This is a genomic window from Desulfurella amilsii (assembly GCF_002119425.1).
In the GTDB taxonomy this organism is placed as follows: domain Bacteria; phylum Campylobacterota_A; class Desulfurellia; order Desulfurellales; family Desulfurellaceae; genus Desulfurella; species Desulfurella amilsii.
Genome location: NZ_MDSU01000018.1, coordinates 388,155 through 407,007 on the forward strand (window position 1 = coordinate 388,155; position 18,853 = coordinate 407,007).

Here is an 18,853-nt window from a genome sequence, read left to right on the forward strand (position 1 = left end):
TTGAAGAATACAATAATTTTTGATATAAGATTTAGCGGGAGGTTCAATAAATGATTAATTACAGAAATATTATACTTTGGCTTGCCATAATTGTAGCAACCATCATACTGTTTAACATATTTAACAAATCACAATATAGCCAAAATCAAATGAGCTATAGTGAATTTATTAATGCAGTTAATTCAAATACGGTTAAAAAAGTTACAATAAAAGACGATAAAGAAATTTATTTTTCTATTAACAGCGAAAATTTTAAAACCTATATTTTGCCATCGAGTGGTCAAAGTGTCATTGATTTATTAAGCAAACATAATGTGAAAATAGATATAGCTCCAAAAGAAAAAAATACAATGCTTGATATATTTTTGATGTACTGGGCTCCTATGATTGTCTTTTTATTGCTATTTTTCTACTTTTCAAACCAAATGCAAAAAGGCGGAAAAGTTTTATCGTTTAATAAAAGCAACGCTCAGCTTATAAATTCAGACAAAAACCCTATTACATTCAAAGATGTAGCGGGTGTTGAAGAGGCAAAAGAAGAACTCCAAGAGATAATAGAGTTTTTAAAATACCCCAAAAAATTTATCCAACTTGGCGCAAGAATACCAAAAGGTGTTTTGCTTGTAGGGTCACCTGGCACTGGCAAAACTTTGCTTGCAAGAGCTGTGGCAGGTGAGGCAAAAGTACCTTTTTACAGTATAAGCGGTTCTGATTTTGTAGAAATGTTTGTAGGTGTTGGTGCAAGCAGAGTAAGAGACTTATTTGCTCAAGCCAAACGCTCAGCTCCATGTATAGTATTTATCGATGAAATTGACGCTGTAGGCAGACAACGTGGTGCAGGCATCGGAGGTGGGCATGACGAAAGAGAACAAACACTCAACCAATTGCTTGTAGAAATGGACGGTTTTCAAACGCATGAAAGTGTAATTATAATGGCTGCAACAAATAGACCAGATGTTTTAGACCCAGCTTTACTCAGACCTGGCAGATTTGATAGAAGAGTAATTGTGTCAAAATCAGATGTAAAGGGAAGATTAGAAATATTAAAAGTTCATACAAAAAATATACCTCTTGCAAAAAACGTTGATCTTGAAATTATTGCTAAGTCTACGCCTGGGTTTTCAGGAGCAGACTTAGCCAACCTTGTTAATGAAGCTGTGCTTTTTGCTGCTAGAAAAGATAAAAAAGAAGTTGAGATGGAAGACTTTGAATTGGCTAAAGATAAGGTACTTATGGGTCCAGAAAGAAAAAGCGTAATCATAAGCGATGAAGAAAAAGAAATCACAGCGTATCATGAATCTGGTCATGCTATCGTTGCAAAACTTCTACCAAAAACAGATCCTATACATAAAGTAACGATAATACCGCGTGGCATGGCGCTTGGTATTACACAGCAGCTGCCAGAAGGAGATAAATATACATACGACAAAGAATATCTAATTAACAGAATATGTGTACTTTTGGGTGGCAGAGTATCAGAAGAAATAATGTTAAATACTATTACAACAGGCGCTGGTAACGATATTGAAAGGGCAACAGATATCGCAAGAAAAATGGTTTGCGAGTGGGGTATGAGTGATCTTGGTCCTTTAAATTACGCTACAAACAAAGATGAAGTTTTTTTAGGAAGAGAAATTGCAACCCATAAAGATTTTAGTGAAGATACAGCACGATTGATAGATAGAGAAATTAAAAGAATCATCGATGATGCATACCAAATTACAAAAAATATTATTTTACAACACAAAGGACACATTGTAAAAATGGCTCAGACTCTACTTGAAAAAGAAGTTATCACGTTAGCAGATATTAATGAAATACTAAAGGAACCCCAAAGTGAAGTTTGATTTGATAAAAATAAGCTCTAAAGACCAAGTAAAAAAAATAATGAAAAATATAAATGCCGACGATATTGGTATTGAACTAATGATTAACAAAACCCTAAACCTTTCTTTTTTAATTTATGAGTGTGATTTTTATATAGCAAATATTTTAAAACAAGAAGCTCTTGCTAGTGGCATTGATGCATGTGTATCAAAAGACACAATAACAGCAAAGGTTACTAAAACGGATTGTCTTGTTTTTGGAGATGTAAAAAAACTTTATACACTGGCCAATAAATTAACAAAACAAAACTTTAAAGATTTAAGAGAACTAGGCAGTAAGCTCAAACAGCAGCTTGATGCATACTTTGGTAATTTTTTGTGGCAAGTAGGCGAAAAAACCTTTGACTTAACAAACAACTATTTAATCATGGGTATATTAAATGTTACACCTGATTCTTTTTATGATGGCGGTAAATATGATACTGTTAGCAAAGCTTTGTTTAGGTGCGAGCAAATATTAAACGAAAGAGTTGATATTATAGATATAGGTGCGATTTCAACAAGGCCATTCAGCCAAATAGTTTCAGTAGATGAAGAAAAAAGGCGTTTGCTCCCTGTGCTGGAAGCAATTAAAAAAAGATTTTCAGACGCAATTTTATCTGTTGATACATTTAATTCAAGCGTTGCAAAAGAGGCGTTCAATTATAATGTTTCTATAATAAACGATATAAGCGGTTTTACCTTTGATGAAAAAATGAGTGAGTGTATTTTAGAGTGCGATTTCAGTTGCGTAATAATGCATATTAAAGACAAGCCAAAAACAATGCAAGAAAATCCAAGCTACTCTCATTTAATTACAGAAATTAATGACTTTTTTGATAGTGCAATGCAAAAATTATCAAAAAACAATTTTGATACAAAAAAAATTGTTTTGGACCCAGGCATTGGTTTTGCTAAAACCACACAACATAACCTTGAGATAATAAAAAACATTGAAAGCTTTAAAATATTTGGCAGACCAATATTAATTGGTTTATCAAGAAAAAGTTTTATAGGCAATATTTTAAATAAAGATGCAAATGAACGTCTATTTGGTACAATTGGAGCAAATGTTGCAAGTTATTTTCACGGTGCGCGCATTTTTAGAGTTCATGATGTAGCCGCAAACAAAGAAGCGCTTGAATTAGTTTACCAGTTAAATAAATAAAAACAGCAAATGCGTTATAAAAGCCAGTATTGAAGCAATAAGTATACTAGATAAAGTAATAATAAGCGTACCTTTTAGCTTTATTTCCCTATAAAGTGTTGAAATTGTAGCAAGACATGGTATGTAAAACATTACAAATATTGTAAATACAAAAATTTGCTCAACTGTAAGTACTTTTGAAACCATAGCAATTGAGCTTAAGCCTAATGCTTGAGCAAGCATAAGAAGCGTTAATTCTTTTTTAAAAATGCCAAAAATAAGCACTATACCAACCGATATTGGCAAACCCAAAAGCCCCATAAACGGCATAAAAGCGTAATTTACATATTTTGCAAAGTTAAAATAATCAATTAATGCAAGCACAATACTACCACCAACCAATAGCGGTATTGCTACATAAACAAAATCTTTGATTCTATACCAAGTTTTAACAACAGTGGTTTTTATGGTAGGTGTTCTATAAGGTGGTATATCAAACAAAATTTCAGGGTTTACGCCTGGTAAAAATTTTTTTAAGACAACCCCAGCAAAACCAATTACAATTAAATTAAGCAAATACAGCAAAATTGCATATAATGGACCTATAAAAAAAGCCACAAGTCCCATGATTACGGTAGTTCTTGCAGCACACGGCACAAGCGTAGCCAAAAAAGCACTGATAAATTTTTCTCTTTTATCTTTGATAATTCTTGTTGCCATAACGGCTGGCACACTGCATCCATATCCCATAATAAACGGTATTACGCTTGTTCCGTGAACACCAATTTTGTGCATTAAAGAATCCATTAGAAAAGCTATGCGTGATAAATAACCACTATCTTCAAGTACGCTAAGTATTACAAAAAAAGGCACCAAGTACGGTAAAGCAATACCAATAGCTGCACCAATACCATCAACTCCACCTTTTGTTACTGACAATAAAAAAGCATTGTGGATGTTTTTAGAAAGATAGTCTTCTGTAAAAGTAAAAAATTTATCAATCAAACTCTCAAATGGAGAGCCACCTTCAAAAACTATAAAAAAAATAGCTATAAATATCAAAAATAAACTTACATAGCCCCATATGGGATGTAATAAGATTTCATCAATTTTTTCACTTAAGGGTAAGCCTTGCGAATCTTTCACTTTCGCGCTATATTCAAATATCTCAAGACATAAAGCGTGTCGCTCTTTTGTTATTTCAACACCGTTATTCAACAAAACCCGTGTGGCCTCAAGTAAATTTTGACACTTAGGGTACCAGCTGACAATTTCCTCACATGCAGAAAAACCCTCAATAGCCTTAATTGCAATAAGTTTTGGAGGCAATATTAGGTTACTTGCTTGATTTTCTAAACATTGTTCTAAATTTTGAATTAAACTCTCTATCCTCTTTGAGTAAATACACTTTTTTATTGGTGGATTAGCTTTTAGGGCAGCGTTTATTAAATCTTTTATACCTTTAGCTTGCTTTGCTATAACTGGCACAACTTTAACACCGATCGAATCTTCAAGTTTAGTAATATCTATATCAATACCTTTTTTTTTTGCCTCATCCATCATATTTAATGCCACAACCATAGGCTTATTTAAAGAAATAAGCTCCAGTGTAAGCTCTAAGCCTCTTGTAATGGTAGATGCATCTAAAACGTTTATTATGCAATCAAAATCCACGCTTGATAGGGCTTTGACGCTTTCTTTTTCTGCATCATCATACCAGCTCAATGAGTATGTTCCAGGCAAATCCACAAGTTCAATGGATTTATTTTGAAAATAAAATTTCCCTATTGTATATGATACTGTAGCACCAGGAAAGTTTGCACTTATGCTTTTGTAGCCTGCAAGCTGATTGAATATAGTACTTTTACCACAATTAGGCTGTCCAATTAATGCTAACTTCATACCTTTTCTACTATTATTTTTTTAGCTATGCCTCGTCCTAAAACAACATCACTGCTTTCAATTGATACAATTAAAGGTCCAGAAAATGGAGCAAGACGTTTGATTTTTAAAACAACACCAGGTATTATACCTAATTGCAATAGCCTCTCTTTAGACCTGCATCCAGCATCAAAACCCACTATCCTCACTTCTTGCGAAACTTCACAATCTATCAACCTCATACGATAATTTATATATTAAGCAAATGCACTTGTCAACTGCGTTTATTGAGTAGTTGACAATTTTAAAAAATAGTGCATTATTTTGTAGTGTTTGGGAGATTGTTTTGAGCGCAAGTATAATTTTGGCATTGCCTGTTTTATTGCTAGCAATAGTAATCCACGAAGTATCACATGGTTATGTAGCTTATCTTTTGGGAGATTCTACAGCAAAAAGAGCAGGAAGGCTTACATTAAATCCAATAGCCCATATAGATTTATTTGGCACAATACTTTTGCCAGCACTGTTAATATTTGTTCATTCTCCTATACTCTTTGGCTGGGCAAAACCAGTGCCAGTAAACTTTTATGCTCTAAAAAACCCAAAAAAAGACTCAATTTATGTAGCAATTGCTGGTCCTGCATCAAATGTTTTAATGGCGCTTTTTTTTACATTGGTGTATTGGCTAACTTCTACTGTTAATCCCGCTAATATTTCTATTTTCATTGAAGATTTACGTCTTATGTGTTTATATGGCGTCCAAATTAACATTATATTTGCATTGTTTAATTTAATCCCAATTTTGCCTCTAGATGGTGGCAGAGTACTTGCGGGGCTACTTCCAATAAAGCTTTCATACAAATACTCAAAATTAGAACAATATGGCATGTATATTGTAATATTGCTTCTTTTTCTTGGAGTTTTAAACTTTATAGTTTCTTTATCAAATCCAATTGTTAGTTTTTTATTAGGAGGCTAAATGTCAATAGTGCTAAGCGGTATGAGACCAACCGGCAAACTTCATTTAGGAAATTTGTATGGAGCTTTGCAAAATTGGATAAATTTGCAAGATAAATATGAATGCTATTATTTTGTGGCAGATTGGCATGCCCTTACTACAGGCTTTAACGAATCAAAAGAAATCTATAATAATACACTTGAGATGATTATAGATTGGCTAGCATTTGGGCTTGATCCTCAAAAAACCACCTTATTTATACAATCGCTCGTAAAAGAGCACGCGGAATTATTTCTATTACTATCAATGATCACACCTGTTGGTAAATTAGAACGCGTACCTTCCTATAAAGATCAAATTGCTCAACTTGGAGAAAGCAGAACTGCAAATTATGGCTTTTTAGGCTATCCTGTGCTAATGAGTGCAGATATTATTATTTACAAAGCAAACTACGTACCAGTAGGCATAGACCAGCTAGCGCACCTTGAATTTACAAGAGAAATCGTCAGAAGCTTTAACCATTTAGTTCAAAAAGAAGCATTTATTGAACCAGAACCGCTTTTGAGCGAATTTCCCAAAATACTTGGTACAGATGGAAGGAAAATGAGCAAATCATACGGCAATGCAATTTATCTAGCAGATAGCGAAGAACAAACAGTCCAAAAAATCAAAACCATGTTTACAGATCCACGCAGAATTAGGAAAACTGACCCAGGCGTTCCAAAAGAATGTGGCGTTTTTATGCTTCATAATATTTTTACTGACTCTCAAGTTTACAACGAAATAGAGACTTCTTGTACAAATGCATCTATTGGCTGCACGGATTGCAAAAACATGCTCATCAAAAATCTAAACAACAAATTAAGACCTATTAGAGAAACAAGAAGATATCTCCAAGAAAACAAGAAAAACGAGATTATAGACAACATAAAAGAATCTAGCAAAACCGCTTCTTTAGTTGCTAAAGTTACGCTCGAGGCTGCCAAAGAAGCGATTTTTGGCAATTATTTAGGATGATTTAAAAACACTCTGTCTATAAAATTTGTATCGTAGGTATTATTTATAAAATCTTGAGAATTTAGTATTTTTTGAAAGAATGGTATATTTGTTTTTATACCTTCTATTTTAAACTCACTTAATTTGTTTAACATTCTTAAGCGGGCTTCTTCGCGTGTTTTGCCGCTTACAATAAGCTTTGCTATCATCGAATCATAATAGGGGCTTACATTGTAACCACAATAAATATGGGAATCTACGCGTGTATGCGAACCTTGTGGCATAAACAAAAACTTGATCTTACCAGGTGATGGTATGAATTTTTCTGAATCTTCTGCGTTAATTCTGCACTCTATTGCACAGCATTTTGGTTTCAGCTCTTCTTGCTTAAAAGACAATTCATAGCCATAGGCTACCATAATTTGCTCTTTTATTAAATCCACATCATAGACCATCTCACTTACTGGATGTTCCACTTGAATACGTGTATTAATCTCAATAAAGTAAAAATTTTTATATTCGTCAAATAAAAATTCCAGTGTACCAGCATTCCAATATTTCAAAATAGAAGCTGCCTTAACGGCTGTTTCTAAAAAATCTGCCCTTTTTTGATCGTCTAAATAAGGACTTGGAGACTCTTCCAGAACCTTTTGATGTCTTCTTTGAAGTGTACAGTCTCTTTCTCCTACATGTACAATATTGCTAAATTTATCGCCAATAATCTGAGCCTCAATGTGTCTTGGGTGTTCTATAAATTTTTCTACATATATATCTTCTCTGCCAAATGAGCTTTTAGCCTCACTTTGTGCAGCATTGAATTCATTGACAAGCCCATTTTCGTTGCGCACAATCCTCATACCTCTGCCGCCACCGCCCCAAGAAGCTTTTAATAATATCGGGTATCCTATTTCGTTTGCGACAGATTTTAATTCATCAATATTTTTTACAGCACCATCGCTTCCTGGTATTGTAGGTATACCGTTTTCATTTAATATTTGCTTTACTTTGGACTTATCCGCAAGGCGTGCAATAGTGTCTTCATCTGGCCCAATAAAAACTACATCTAAATCATTGCAAATTTTAACAAACGTTGGGTTTTCGCTCAAAAAACCATACCCTGGGTGAACTGCGTCTGCACCAGAATTGTGAATAGCTTGAGCTAAAGAAAATAAATTAAGGTAGCTCTGCATTGATTGGGCTGGACCTATGCAAATAGCTTCATCTGCAAGCATAACGGGTATTGAGTCTTTATCTTCAACAGAATAGCCAATGCAAGTTTTAATACCAATCTCTTTGCATGCTCTAAGTATCCTTAGGGCTATTTCTCCCCTATTAGCAATAAATATTTTCTTAAACATACTTTTTTAGCTAACCTTTCTAACCAAAAATAAAGGTTGGTCAAATTCTACTTTTTGAGCGTTTTCAACAAGAATCTTTTCAATTGTGCAATCAAACTCAGCTTCAAGCTCATTCATTATCTTCATGGCTTCTAAAATGCAAAGCACCTCGCCTTTTCTGATTTTTTGGCCTTCTTCAACATAAGCTTTTGCATCCGGCCCCGGTGCTCTGTAAAATGTAGCAACCATAGGTGATCTTATCTCAACTAAATTGGGATCTTGCGTAGATTCTTGAGGTGAGCTTTGGGCAGTAATAGTTTGAGTTTGATATTGAGATTGAGGTATAACTTCGGTTACTCTAAAGTTATCTGGGGCCACAACGCTTTCTGGGAACGCTTCCTTCTTTTTTAATGTAATTTCAAGCTCATCATCTTTGTAAGTAAATTCAACAAACTGACTATTCTCCACAATTTTTATAATATCTTTCAGTGTTTTGACATCCACCTTTGCTCCTCCTTCTTAATACTTATTAGACTTTAAAATATCATAAAATAAAAGTTTTTGCAAATTTTCAATTAGTAGTTAGAGTAAATATATATTTTGCATATTATTAATTAAATTTTACAATCAAACATCTAAAACGCTTACAATTATAATCATAACCGAATATAATTTATTCTATCTTCGAATTAATACGGAATTTTTGGAATTTTTATTTCTTCCAAAAATTCTTTTAATGATTTAAAATATATGAAGTGGCACAAATAGAGAATTAAGGATAAATTAGAAATTTTTAACTTGAGAAATGGCTGTACCTTAGAGGGTCTAATTAATTGGGAATAAAATTCTCTAAAAACTGATTTTAGAAAAGGAAAGCTTTCTGACTCAAAATACTCTTTTGCCTTTGCATAAAATTTCCTCCTCCCTGCATTTTATCCCACTTATTTTTTATAATCCTAGATTATATTAGAACTCATTATTCCATGCGTTTTTTGTTTTTAACACAAAACGCATCCAAAGTAAATAAAAGAATAAAAAATTATACTTTTATGAATTTAATATGATTTTTTATTGTGTTTTTTAGGTTTTTTTATATTTTACTCCTTAAGACTTTTATCAAATGCTTCATAATCAGAGTACTTTATTAGTTTATACAGCTCTTGTCTGGTTTGCATTTTATCAAGCAAGTCTTTCTGGGACCCAAACATCTTAATAAATTCAAAAGCTTCTTTTGTAGCTTTGTTTGCAACTCTTAGAGCGCTCACTGGGAGAATTACTATTTTATAACCCAACTCTTTGAATTCATCAATGCTAATGCATGGGGTTTTTTCAAATTCAGTCATATTTGCCAAAGGGTGCACACTTATAGTCTTAGAAAAGGCCAAAAACTCATCTTTGCTTTCTAGAGCTTCTGGAAATATTATATCTGCACCAGCTTTCTCATAAAGCTTGGCTTTAAAAAATCCGCTTCTTCTAAGCCATACACCGACCTTGCATCAGTGCGTGCGTGCTACAACAAGCAAATCTTTTGCACTCTTTTTTGCAGCTTTTGACTCAAACATTTCTTTTTCGGTTCTGGCAACATTTAGCGTTTCACCAAAACCAATATCTACATCAACAATAATAGGCAAGTTACAAGCCCTATAAATAAATCTCGTCATACTCGCAACATCATTATCATTAAATTTTTCAATATTAAAAATCGCATCAATAAGCCTTTCTTGATCGCTCTGGTTTAAAATCCCCAGCGTAACTCGATTTGGTATGCCATCAAGATAGCCTTTTGTAAGATCTTCACTTTATTTCAACGGAACTTGTATTTTAAGATTTTTTTTATTTTTTCATCCGAAATTCTTTCTTTGCTAAAAGAATACTTTGTAACATCACCATCAAGCAAACCTACAACGCTAATATACTGCAAGCTATGGTCTGCTGTTTCTTTTGTTTTTGGCTCCCATTTTTTTTGTCTTTTGCAATAATTTCGTATGTTGCTTTTAACCCCTCTTTACCACCTGTAGTTCGATAATGCTATTATAACAGCATTATTTTTTCTATGGGTACTACAGTATTTTTTGTTAAATTTGCAAGCAGCGAGTTTATTGGTGGCTCAAGCCTAGAAAGTGATTCAAGAGCTTTATTATCAAAACCGCAAGACCAAAATAGTTGATCAAAAAACCCATTTCTCCAACAAAAGGCTCATAAGACCCACTCATACCATATTGAGTCAAAGATACTGCAAATAACGCATTTGCAAAAATTGGCAGCTGCCGCCCCTTTCCACTTCGAAAGCTCACCAGCTCTTGTTTGCCTAAGAGAAATATTTGGTATAGCTACTATAGAAACAGCATGCTCAATTTCTTGTTTTTTTAAGCCAAACAACCTTCCAAGACCACATGCTTCATCAATAACAATATAATTAACGTGGTCAAATCCATGCGCACGCAGGCTTGCCGCATCACATAAATTCACAGAGATCTCATAGGCAATAGCAATAGCTTTTAAGAGCTCTAAACCACTTTTGTGCTTATATTGAGCTGCAGCAATAAGACCTGAGATTAAGTCTGAAGGGTGTAGAGGTTCTTTTGATAAATATGTGTCATTAAAATCCAAATATCTAACAAGTACACCATTAGAAAAAGCTGCCACCTTTGGGGCAGTATAAAAAATTAAACCAAATAAGCTCGAACCACCTTTAAAACCAAAATTGTAGGCGTAATTTCTAGCTGCTTTTGGTGCATCTTCTCCAAAAGCAAGATACATCACTCCAAAAGAATCCAATATTTGTCGCTTTGTTTCATGCAGTGTTGTCCAAGAAAAATCACCTACATTGCAAGCATAATTTGCAAACAAATTTGTGCATTTGTCCATTTTTTGCCTCCTTGCAGTCTAATTACACAAAAAAACATATAAATTAGAGGTTTGCCTTGAAAATAATTTTTTGCAATATAAAAATTTGTGTGGTATTATTTTGTTGTGGAAATTTCGAGTGGGGAAATTTTTAAAACTTCTTTTTTAGTCATCAAAAAGATATGAAAAGCGTACTGGTTGGTGTTAGTGGGGGTGTAGATAGCACCTTTAGCGCAATTTATCTTTCAAAAAAGGGTTTTAGAGTTATTGCAGTTAATTTTTTATTAACAGACCAAAACAATATTTCAAACCAAGTTTTAAATTTGCTCAAAAAACATGATATTGATTTTTATACACTAAACATAAGAGATTACTTTAAGGAAACAGTAATCGAGCGCTTTGTTAGTGATTACAAAAATGGGCTTACACCAAATCCCTGCAGTATTTGTAACCCTCTTGTTAAGTTCAAAATTTTAGCCCAGGAAGCTGATAAAAAAAATGCGGACTTTATAGCTACAGGTCACTATGCAGATATACAAGATGGTTTTATAAAAAAACATTTTTCCAACAAAGACCAAACGTATTTTTTAGCGTATTTGCCAAAGTCTATTATAGAACGCATTGTTTTTCCGCTTAAAGACTTTGAAAAAAAAGATGTAAAACTAAGCATACCTTTTAATTTAAAAGAAAGCAGTGATTTGTGTTTTGTGAGTGATTATAGAAATTTAATCAGTAACACAAAAAGCGGCTACATTCTTTACAACGGTAGGGTTGTTGGAGAGCACAACGGGTTTCATAACTACACAATAGGACAAAGAAAAGGTATTAAATTTTCTAATGAGCCATATTATGTTAAAAATATTGATGTATCAAGTGGTAATATTACGATAGCCAAAAGACAAGAGCTTTATTCAAAACAATTCATTATCACCAATACGCATTTATTAAAAGAAGAAGAGTGGTTTAAACACAACAAAGTGGAATGTCTAGTCAGACACAGAGCTAAAAGCACGACAGCCCTATATGAGCCCTACGCGAAAAAAGTTTTACTGGACGATGAGCTTTTTGCTATAACTAAAGGTCAGATCGCCGTATTTTACCATAATAACTTAATTGTAGGCTGTGGAAAAATAAATGGGTTTTGAAGATGTATTTAAAAAGTTTGTAAAAATAAAATTTATAAGAAATTTAAGATACGAACCCCACATAATAGAAGCAATTCAGTATATTAATCCAGAAAATTTTGATAATGTTTTAGTGTTTTATAAAGAAATAAATTATTTAAAGTCAATCTTGCTTGAGCATCTTACAAAAGATCACATTTTTGAGTGTAACATAGAAAGTCTCGATAAGTGCTTATTTGAAGTAAAATTTGATTGTATTATTGTGTTTCTTTGTAAAAATAGTTCAAACCAAAATGCAATATATGAAACTATAAATAAAGTGGCCAAAAAAGGAGCAAATATCTTTTTTGTTGACTACTTAATGGGAAACAAACTTTTTAATCTGGCTTTGAGGCTATCTGATAAAACTTCTTACGAAGATATAAAACATGCAACGCCGTCCATATTTGAAGAAAAAAATCGCTTAATAGATTGTCTTGAAAGCAAAAAAAACAATATCACAATTAAAAAATTTTTGGTATGAATTTATATGTTTACATACATATACCTTATTGTTATAAAAAATGTCCTTATTGCTCCTTTGTTTCTTATGAAAAATTATTAAATACAAAACAGAACTACTTAAGTGCCCTAAAAAAAGAAATTGAAAATTTTTTTTCTAATAATAATCAATGTACAATTCAAACGATTTATATAGGCGGCGGCACACCATCTCTATTGAAGTCAGATGAATTACAGTCAATTTTAGATAGTTTAAGAAAAAATATAGTCTCAAAGGATTGCGAGGTAACTATCGAGGTTAACCCAAACAATGCAAACAAAACCTACTTAAAGTTGTTAAAAGAAATGGGTATTACAAGAGTAAGCTTAGGTACCCAGTCTTTTAACAATAAAAAACTACAATTTTTAAACAGACTTCATGATTCAAAGCAAAGTTTTCAATCAGTAGAAAATACATTGGAATTTTTTAAAAATGTAAGTATTGATTTAATATATGGCTTTGAAGACTTCAGTGATTTTCAAGAAGACTTAAAATATGCAGTGAGCCTTCCTATAAAACATATCTCGGCATACATTTTATCCATCGAAAGAAGCACTTCATTTTACAGACAAAAAATTGCACTATCAGAAGAAAATGTTGAAAAGCAATTTTTATACTTAGTGAAATTTTTAAAGACTCATAAGATTTATCAATACGAAATATCAAATTTTGCCAAAAAAGGCTTTGAGAGTAAACACAACCAAGCTTACTGGCAAAATTGTAATTATGTAGGACTTGGTTTAAGCGCAAGTTCTTATATTAACGAGGTAAGATACAAAAACACAGACAAGTTAGATGAATATATTAATAAAATCTTTGAAGGAAAAGATCCTATTAAAAAAAGAGAAAAATTGGGACCAAAAAGAAAAATTAAAGAAGCTTTTATTTTAGGCTTGCGTACCATTAACGGTGTAAATATAGAGCAGTTCAATAATAAATACAATTGTAACATAGAAGATTTTTTTAAATCACAACTATCAAATCATTATCAATTAAAAACTCTAAAAAAAATTAATGGTTCAATTAAAATCGCAAACCCAAAAAAACTCCTTATATCAAATTATATACTGTCTGATTTTATTTAAATATATCAGCAGGGCTATCAAGCCCTGCTTTAAAAGAGGGATTAAAATCTGTTTCTTGAGTTAGAGTAGTTAGATCTTGGTCTTGGGTTTGACTCCCTAGGTTTTGCTTCATCGACCCTGACGTTTCTGCCGTCTAAGTCTGTGTTGTCTAGAGCATCTTTAGCCTTTTGAGCATCATCTTTTGATTCCATCTCTACAAAGGCAAAACCTTTACCTTCAATAACTTTTACCGATACCACACTGCCATAACCTGAGAAAACTTCTTTAAGTTTCTCTTCCGTTGTTCGGTAATTTAGATTACCTACATACAACTTGTTCGTATTCACAAAACACACTCCAAAAAAGAATTTTCCGATGAGACCGTTTGTACAGCCCGCACCTACGTTGTTTAATATAAACCTTAAATGATTAAAAGTCAATAAAATTTTTAAGGTCTTGACAAATTTTAGAAAGTTATTATATTACTTATGCCCCACTATAAGCGGGGGTGTATTTGGGTTCGACAGGATGTAATAGTAATTGGGAATCATGCCGATGTCTTATCTGATCGTTAAACAGATAAGAAAAAATAAACGCAAATTCTGAATTAGCTTTAGCTGCTTAGTTAATTGTAGCTAGGTGGTTTTAGTTTATCGCTTGCTTTGAGCTAAAGCTGCCTAATAATTCAGGCAAGCATCTTCCTTTGAGTTTTTTTGTGCACTCAAAGTAAGATTAAAGAGCGCAAAATCGGATTCTTGAGGTTTGGCTTTTGCCAAGAGGATCTTAAAAATCAAAAAGGGCCTAAGCATGTAAAAAGTTTCCAACTACGAGACATTACTGGACGCGGGTTCGATTCCCGCCACCTCCACCAATAAATCAAGCACCATAAACTTCGTCTTTTATAATCTTCGATTTTAAATCGTATATAAGTGTAGAAAATTCGTCTGTAGCTTTAATTAAATCAACGCACTCGTACGCTTCTTTTCTATTATTTTCTTTTACATATAATAATCCTGCTGTGTAAAAGTCACTAGCAGCGCCTTTTTGGCTATTTTCATGTTTGTAAACCAAACCTCTATTAAAATAAGCATTCGCATCATCTGGGTTAATTTCGATTGCATTTGTAAAATCAGATTTAGCCACCTTGAAGTTAGCCAATGTATAATACACAATACCTCTATTGTAATATGCTTTATAATCAAGCGGTTTTAACTGTATAGCTTTTGTAAAATCATCAATGGCGTCTTGGTAAAAAGCCAGTTCATAGTTAACTAAACCTCTATTTATATAAGCTTTATAAAAATTAGGGTCGTTTTGTATCGCTTTTGTTAACTCGTCTTTTGCTTTTTTATAAAAAAGGTAAGTATTATCATTTTCCAAAGCAGTTGAAGCCATTTTAGTATAAACTATAGCGCTGTTGTAGTAAGTATATGCATTTTTTGGGTCAATGGTTCGAGCTTTTTTAAAATTCTTTAGCGCTTCATCGTACCGATTAAGTTCAAAAAAGATTATGCCTCTGTTTATATACGCCATATAGTTATTTGGACTTTCTTGTATCGCTTTAGTATAATCATCAATAGCTTGCTGAAATTGATTTTGATCATAGTAGTTTTGAGCTTGGTTAGAATATACCATAGATTTAGCCAGATTGGATAGTTCTTGAGCGTAGCTGCTACTTGTAAGTATTAAAAATATTACGCCTATAGCTAAAATAAATCTCTTCATGGAAAACCTCCAATAAGTTTATTTACTTAAGTTTATACATAATATTTGTCTATAATGCAATAAAAAATTTAATTTTATTAAATCAAGTTGACATAATCGATCATCTATACTATACTAATATAGATGATAAACAAGTTTTTATTTGGTGATAAGTTTTTAATTCTAGGTTTAGTTGTTGCATCTTTTGTTGTAGGATTCATTTTTAGTAACTTACTTAGTAAAATATACATGATAATTGCAAAAAAAATCCCCTTGCATCAAGAAATGAAACAATATTTTTATTTTCCAGCGTGGTTTCTTATAAGCATTTTGTTATTTAGCGCAATAAGTTCAATAGTAAATTTTAAACAACCAAATAGTGATTATATTATTATAAAAATCGTTCAAATTCTATACATTTTATTTTTTGGTATAGTATCAATAAAAATAATATCGTTTTTTGAGTATGTTTTAAATGAAAAACAACCTAAAAATATTGCTGATTTTCACAAAAGACAATTAAATACACAATTAAAAATTATCAAAAATATAGCTTCAGCTATTATTTTAGTAATTTGTACCGCATTGATTTTTTTAAGCTTTAGCTCACTAAAAAGCCTTGGCTCAACAATTTTAACGTCAGCTGGAATCATTGGCATAATTGTTGGCTTTGCTGCCCAAAAAACACTCAATCTACTTTTTGCAGGTATTCAAATTGCAATAAGTCAACCTATAAAAATAGGTGATGTGCTTATAGTTGAAGGTGAGTGGGGAACTGTTGAAGAAATCACATTAACATATGTAGTATTGCGAATTTGGGATTTAAGAAGACTTGTTATACCAATTAATTACTTTGTAGACAAATCCTTTCAAAATTGGACTAAGACAAGCACGCAGCTTTTAGGAACAGTGTTTGTTTATGCAGACTATACAATTGATATTGAAAAATTAAGGAAAGCCTTAAATGATATTTTAAACAACACACCGCTTTTTGATGGAATGGCAAGTGGTATTCAAGTTACTGATGTAAATGATAAAACTATACAAATCCGTGCGCTTGTAAGTGCAAAAAATTCTTCTGATTTATGGGATTTAAGATGTTTTGTTAGGGAAAAACTCATAGAATATATAAGAAACGAAGTGCCTCAGAACTTGCCTAAGCTTAGAAATACAGTTTCTATGGAGAAAAAAATATGAGAATAGTTATAGTATCAAATAGATTACCAGTAAGTATTACAAAAGATAAAAAAAACAATAATAAATTTCAAAAAAGTGCAGGTGGCCTTGTAACAAGCATTGGTGCATATACTGAAAAAATGACCGAGCTTTCTTATGCGTGGGTTGGCTGGCCTGGTATTAACACAACAACTAAATCAGAACAAGAGGAAATAACAAGTTCACTTGAAACAATTCACTGCTACCCTGTTTTTTTAACAGAAAAAGAAATGGATAAATTTTATTTAGGTTTTTGTAATCGAACCATATGGCCTTTATTTCACTACTTTCCAACTATTGCAAGTTTTGAAAAAGAGCACTATGATATATATAAATCCGTCAATTTAAAGTTTGCAAAAGCGCTTAACAATATCATTGACCCAAAAGAAGATATTGTATGGGTACACGATTATCATTTAATGCTTTTACCAGACTTAATTAGACAAAATTTTTCTGATGTTCCTATTGGTTTTTTCTTGCATATACCGTTTCCTGCTTACGAAGTTTTTCAACTATTACCATCAAAATGGAGGATTGAAATCCTTGAAGGCTTACTTGGTGCCGACTTAATTGGCTTTCATACGCATGAATATACGGATAATTTTTTAAGAGCTACACTGCGTTTTCTTGGTTTAGAAAATCACTTTGGTGTAATTAATAACAAAGGAAGACTGACAAAAGTAGGAACTCACCCAATAAGTATTGACTATTTAAAATTTAATAAGACTGCTAATAGTATCAGTGTTGCCTTAAAAGCTGGAGAAATAAAAAATCAATTTAATAACAAAAAAATTCTCTTCAGTGTGGATCGCTTAGATTATACAAAAGGGATAATAAACAGACTCCTTGGGTTTGAATATTTTCTTGATCAATACCCTGATTGGCGAGAAAGAATAACGCTAATAATTGTGGTAGTACCGTCTCGCACAGGTGTTTATCATTACCAACAAATGAAAAAGCAGATAGACGAAACAATAGGACGTATAAATGGAAAATTGAGCACAGTTGAGTGGAATCCAATAGTATATAAATTTGGTTCACTTGATTTTGAAGATCTTGCAGCCTTCTATAGCGCAAGCGATATTATGCTTGTGACACCTCTTAGGGATGGAATGAATCTTGTTGCAAAAGAATACGTTGCATCAAGGGTAAACAAAGATGGTATGTTAATATTGAGCGAGATGGCAGGCTCTGCAAAAGAATTACTTGAAGCTTTAATTATTAACCCAAACAGTATAGAAGAAATTGGAGAAGCGATCAAAACCGCTCTTGATATGCCAAAAGACAAAGAAGCACAAATAATAGAAAGTATGCAAAATCGCATAAGTAACCATAATGTATTCAGGTGGGTTAGTGATTATTTAAACGAATTAAACAAAATTACGCTTTCACAAAAACAATTAGAATCGCAGTTTATTAATCAAACAATTGAAAATCAGATAGTACTAGAGTACCAAAAAGCAAAAAAAAGGCTTATTATGCTTGATTACGATGGAACACTTATAGAATTTGTAGATTCACCACAAGAAGCTACGCCAACTAAAGAATTAATCCATCTCATATACTTATTAACACAAAGAAACAATACCATCGTTTTGGTAAGCGGGAGGGATAAGAATACACTTGAATATTGGTTTGAAAATCTAAATATTAGCCTTGTAGCAGAACATGGTGCTTTTTATAAGCATTTTAATACAAACTGGAAGCTTTACCAAAACAACATTGATACAGGCTGGAAAAGTGCTATTATAAATATTTTGAAATTATACAGTGATAGATTACCTGGCTCTTTTATAGAAGAAAAAACTTTTTCTATTGTTTTTCATTACAGAAATACAGACCCACAAACACAAACAACATTCATACCAGAGCTTAACGGCCATCTTCAAAATTTTTTAGTAAACACTAATCTTAAAGTATACAAAGGCAATAAGATATTGGAAATCAAACCTGCAAATATCGGAAAACATTGCGTTGCCGAAATTTTTAATTTAAAAAATTATGACTTTTTGCTTGCTATAGGGGACGATTATACAGACGAAGATATGTTTAAGGCCTTGCCAGAAGAAGCCATCACAATAAAAGTTGGCGAAATTTCAACGCTAGCAAAGTACAACATTAAAAACCCTCAACAGGTAAGAAAACTTCTAGAAAAACTTACTAATGCTACTTAA

The 18,853-nt window shown here is 32.5% G+C and carries 19 protein-coding genes and 1 other RNA gene; 10 read left to right on the forward strand and 10 right to left on the reverse strand.

What is annotated here, in order from left to right; translation table 11 throughout:
* The first annotated feature begins 50 nt into the window (after positions 1–50).
* Both ftsH and folP read left to right on the forward strand, forming a co-directional pair.
* Positions 51–1,847 (forward strand): ATP-dependent zinc metalloprotease FtsH, encoded by a 1,797-nt coding sequence (gene ftsH, locus DESAMIL20_RS05445; RefSeq protein WP_204218569.1) that lies wholly within the window; start codon positions 51–53, stop codon positions 1,845–1,847.
* Positions 1,837–3,033, forward strand: a complete 1,197-nt coding sequence (gene folP / locus DESAMIL20_RS05450; RefSeq protein ID WP_158090534.1) for a dihydropteroate synthase — start codon at positions 1,837–1,839, stop codon at positions 3,031–3,033. The genes ftsH and folP overlap by 11 nt, the downstream gene beginning before the upstream one ends.
* On the opposite strand, the gene feoB is transcribed toward folP, so the two are convergent.
* Both feoB and DESAMIL20_RS05460 read right to left on the reverse strand, forming a co-directional pair.
* Complete coding sequence (feoB, locus tag DESAMIL20_RS05455; RefSeq protein ID WP_086033804.1) at positions 3,022–4,914, reverse strand: ferrous iron transport protein B; 1,893 nt, start codon at positions 4,912–4,914, stop codon at positions 3,022–3,024. The genes folP and feoB overlap by 12 nt on opposite strands.
* A complete protein-coding gene (locus DESAMIL20_RS05460; RefSeq protein WP_086033805.1) occupies positions 4,911–5,135 on the reverse strand; it encodes a FeoA family protein in 225 nt (74 codons plus the stop codon). Before DESAMIL20_RS05460 ends, feoB begins: the two co-directional genes overlap by 4 nt.
* Before the next feature lie 104 nt (positions 5,136–5,239).
* Here DESAMIL20_RS05460 and DESAMIL20_RS05465 point away from each other — a divergent pair, with 104 nt between their 5' ends.
* Both DESAMIL20_RS05465 and trpS read left to right on the forward strand, forming a co-directional pair.
* Positions 5,240–5,872 (forward strand): site-2 protease family protein, encoded by a 633-nt coding sequence (locus DESAMIL20_RS05465; protein ID WP_204218570.1) that lies wholly within the window; start codon positions 5,240–5,242, stop codon positions 5,870–5,872.
* Positions 5,873–6,868 carry a tryptophan--tRNA ligase gene (gene trpS / locus DESAMIL20_RS05470; RefSeq protein ID WP_086033806.1) on the forward strand — a complete coding sequence of 332 codons (996 nt, stop codon included), beginning with the start codon at positions 5,873–5,875 and terminating at the stop codon, positions 6,866–6,868.
* Here trpS and accC read toward each other — a convergent pair.
* From accC to DESAMIL20_RS05490, 6 genes are all read right to left on the reverse strand, one after another.
* Positions 6,856–8,205 carry an acetyl-CoA carboxylase biotin carboxylase subunit gene (gene accC, locus DESAMIL20_RS05475; protein ID WP_086033807.1) on the reverse strand — a complete coding sequence of 450 codons (1,350 nt, stop codon included), beginning with the start codon at positions 8,203–8,205 and terminating at the stop codon, positions 6,856–6,858. The two genes, trpS and accC, sit on opposite strands and share 13 nt — an antisense overlap.
* A gap of 6 nt (positions 8,206–8,211) precedes the next feature.
* Positions 8,212–8,688, reverse strand: coding sequence for an acetyl-CoA carboxylase biotin carboxyl carrier protein (gene accB / locus DESAMIL20_RS05480; RefSeq protein WP_086033808.1), 477 nt, complete (start codon positions 8,686–8,688; stop codon positions 8,212–8,214).
* 593 nt (positions 8,689–9,281) lie between these two features.
* Positions 9,282–9,608, reverse strand: coding sequence for a beta/alpha barrel domain-containing protein (locus DESAMIL20_RS05485; protein WP_086033809.1), 327 nt, complete (start codon positions 9,606–9,608; stop codon positions 9,282–9,284).
* A gap of 72 nt (positions 9,609–9,680) precedes the next feature.
* On the reverse strand, positions 9,681–9,845 hold the full coding sequence (locus DESAMIL20_RS10480) for a hypothetical protein (RefSeq protein WP_158090535.1): 165 nt from the start codon (positions 9,843–9,845) through the stop codon (positions 9,681–9,683).
* Between the two features lie 143 nt (positions 9,846–9,988).
* Positions 9,989–10,171: an MmgE/PrpD family protein gene (locus DESAMIL20_RS10785; RefSeq protein WP_143340254.1), complete on the reverse strand. Its 183-nt coding sequence runs from the start codon at positions 10,169–10,171 to the stop codon at positions 9,989–9,991.
* A 209-nt stretch (positions 10,172–10,380) separates the two neighbouring features.
* Entirely contained in the window at positions 10,381–11,052 is a 672-nt protein-coding gene (locus tag DESAMIL20_RS05490) for an MmgE/PrpD family protein (RefSeq protein WP_086033810.1), read from the reverse strand.
* Between the two features lie 161 nt (positions 11,053–11,213).
* On the opposite strand from DESAMIL20_RS05490, the gene DESAMIL20_RS05495 reads away from it, so the two are divergent.
* The 3 genes from DESAMIL20_RS05495 to hemW are packed head-to-tail and all read left to right on the forward strand — an operon-like array spanning position 11,214 to position 13,781.
* Positions 11,214–12,176 (forward strand): tRNA-specific 2-thiouridylase, encoded by a 963-nt coding sequence (locus DESAMIL20_RS05495; RefSeq protein ID WP_086033811.1) that lies wholly within the window; start codon positions 11,214–11,216, stop codon positions 12,174–12,176.
* Positions 12,166–12,678 carry a hypothetical protein gene (locus DESAMIL20_RS05500; RefSeq protein WP_086033812.1) on the forward strand — a complete coding sequence of 171 codons (513 nt, stop codon included), beginning with the start codon at positions 12,166–12,168 and terminating at the stop codon, positions 12,676–12,678. Before DESAMIL20_RS05495 ends, DESAMIL20_RS05500 begins: the two co-directional genes overlap by 11 nt.
* Entirely contained in the window at positions 12,675–13,781 is a 1,107-nt protein-coding gene (hemW, locus tag DESAMIL20_RS05505; protein ID WP_086033813.1) for a radical SAM family heme chaperone HemW, read from the forward strand. Before DESAMIL20_RS05500 ends, hemW begins: the two co-directional genes overlap by 4 nt.
* Positions 13,782–13,822: 41 nt before the next feature.
* Here hemW and DESAMIL20_RS05510 read toward each other — a convergent pair whose 3' ends face one another.
* A complete protein-coding gene (locus DESAMIL20_RS05510) occupies positions 13,823–14,107 on the reverse strand; it encodes an RNA recognition motif domain-containing protein (protein WP_086033814.1) in 285 nt (94 codons plus the stop codon).
* 157 nt (positions 14,108–14,264) lie between these two features.
* On the opposite strand from DESAMIL20_RS05510, the gene ssrA reads away from it, so the two are divergent.
* Positions 14,265–14,631, forward strand: a transfer-messenger RNA (tmRNA) gene (gene ssrA / locus DESAMIL20_RS05515).
* Positions 14,632–14,636: 5 nt separating this feature from the next.
* Here ssrA and DESAMIL20_RS05520 read toward each other — a convergent pair.
* Complete coding sequence (locus tag DESAMIL20_RS05520) at positions 14,637–15,485, reverse strand: tetratricopeptide repeat protein (RefSeq protein WP_086033815.1); 849 nt, start codon at positions 15,483–15,485, stop codon at positions 14,637–14,639.
* A gap of 123 nt (positions 15,486–15,608) precedes the next feature.
* Here DESAMIL20_RS05520 and DESAMIL20_RS05525 point away from each other — a divergent pair, with 123 nt between their 5' ends.
* Together DESAMIL20_RS05525 and DESAMIL20_RS05530 are read left to right on the forward strand one after the other, a co-directional pair.
* Positions 15,609–16,661, forward strand: coding sequence for a mechanosensitive ion channel family protein (locus tag DESAMIL20_RS05525; protein WP_086033816.1), 1,053 nt, complete (start codon positions 15,609–15,611; stop codon positions 16,659–16,661).
* Complete coding sequence (locus DESAMIL20_RS05530) at positions 16,658–18,853, forward strand: bifunctional alpha,alpha-trehalose-phosphate synthase (UDP-forming)/trehalose-phosphatase (protein ID WP_086033817.1); 2,196 nt, start codon at positions 16,658–16,660, stop codon at positions 18,851–18,853. The genes DESAMIL20_RS05525 and DESAMIL20_RS05530 overlap by 4 nt, the downstream gene beginning before the upstream one ends.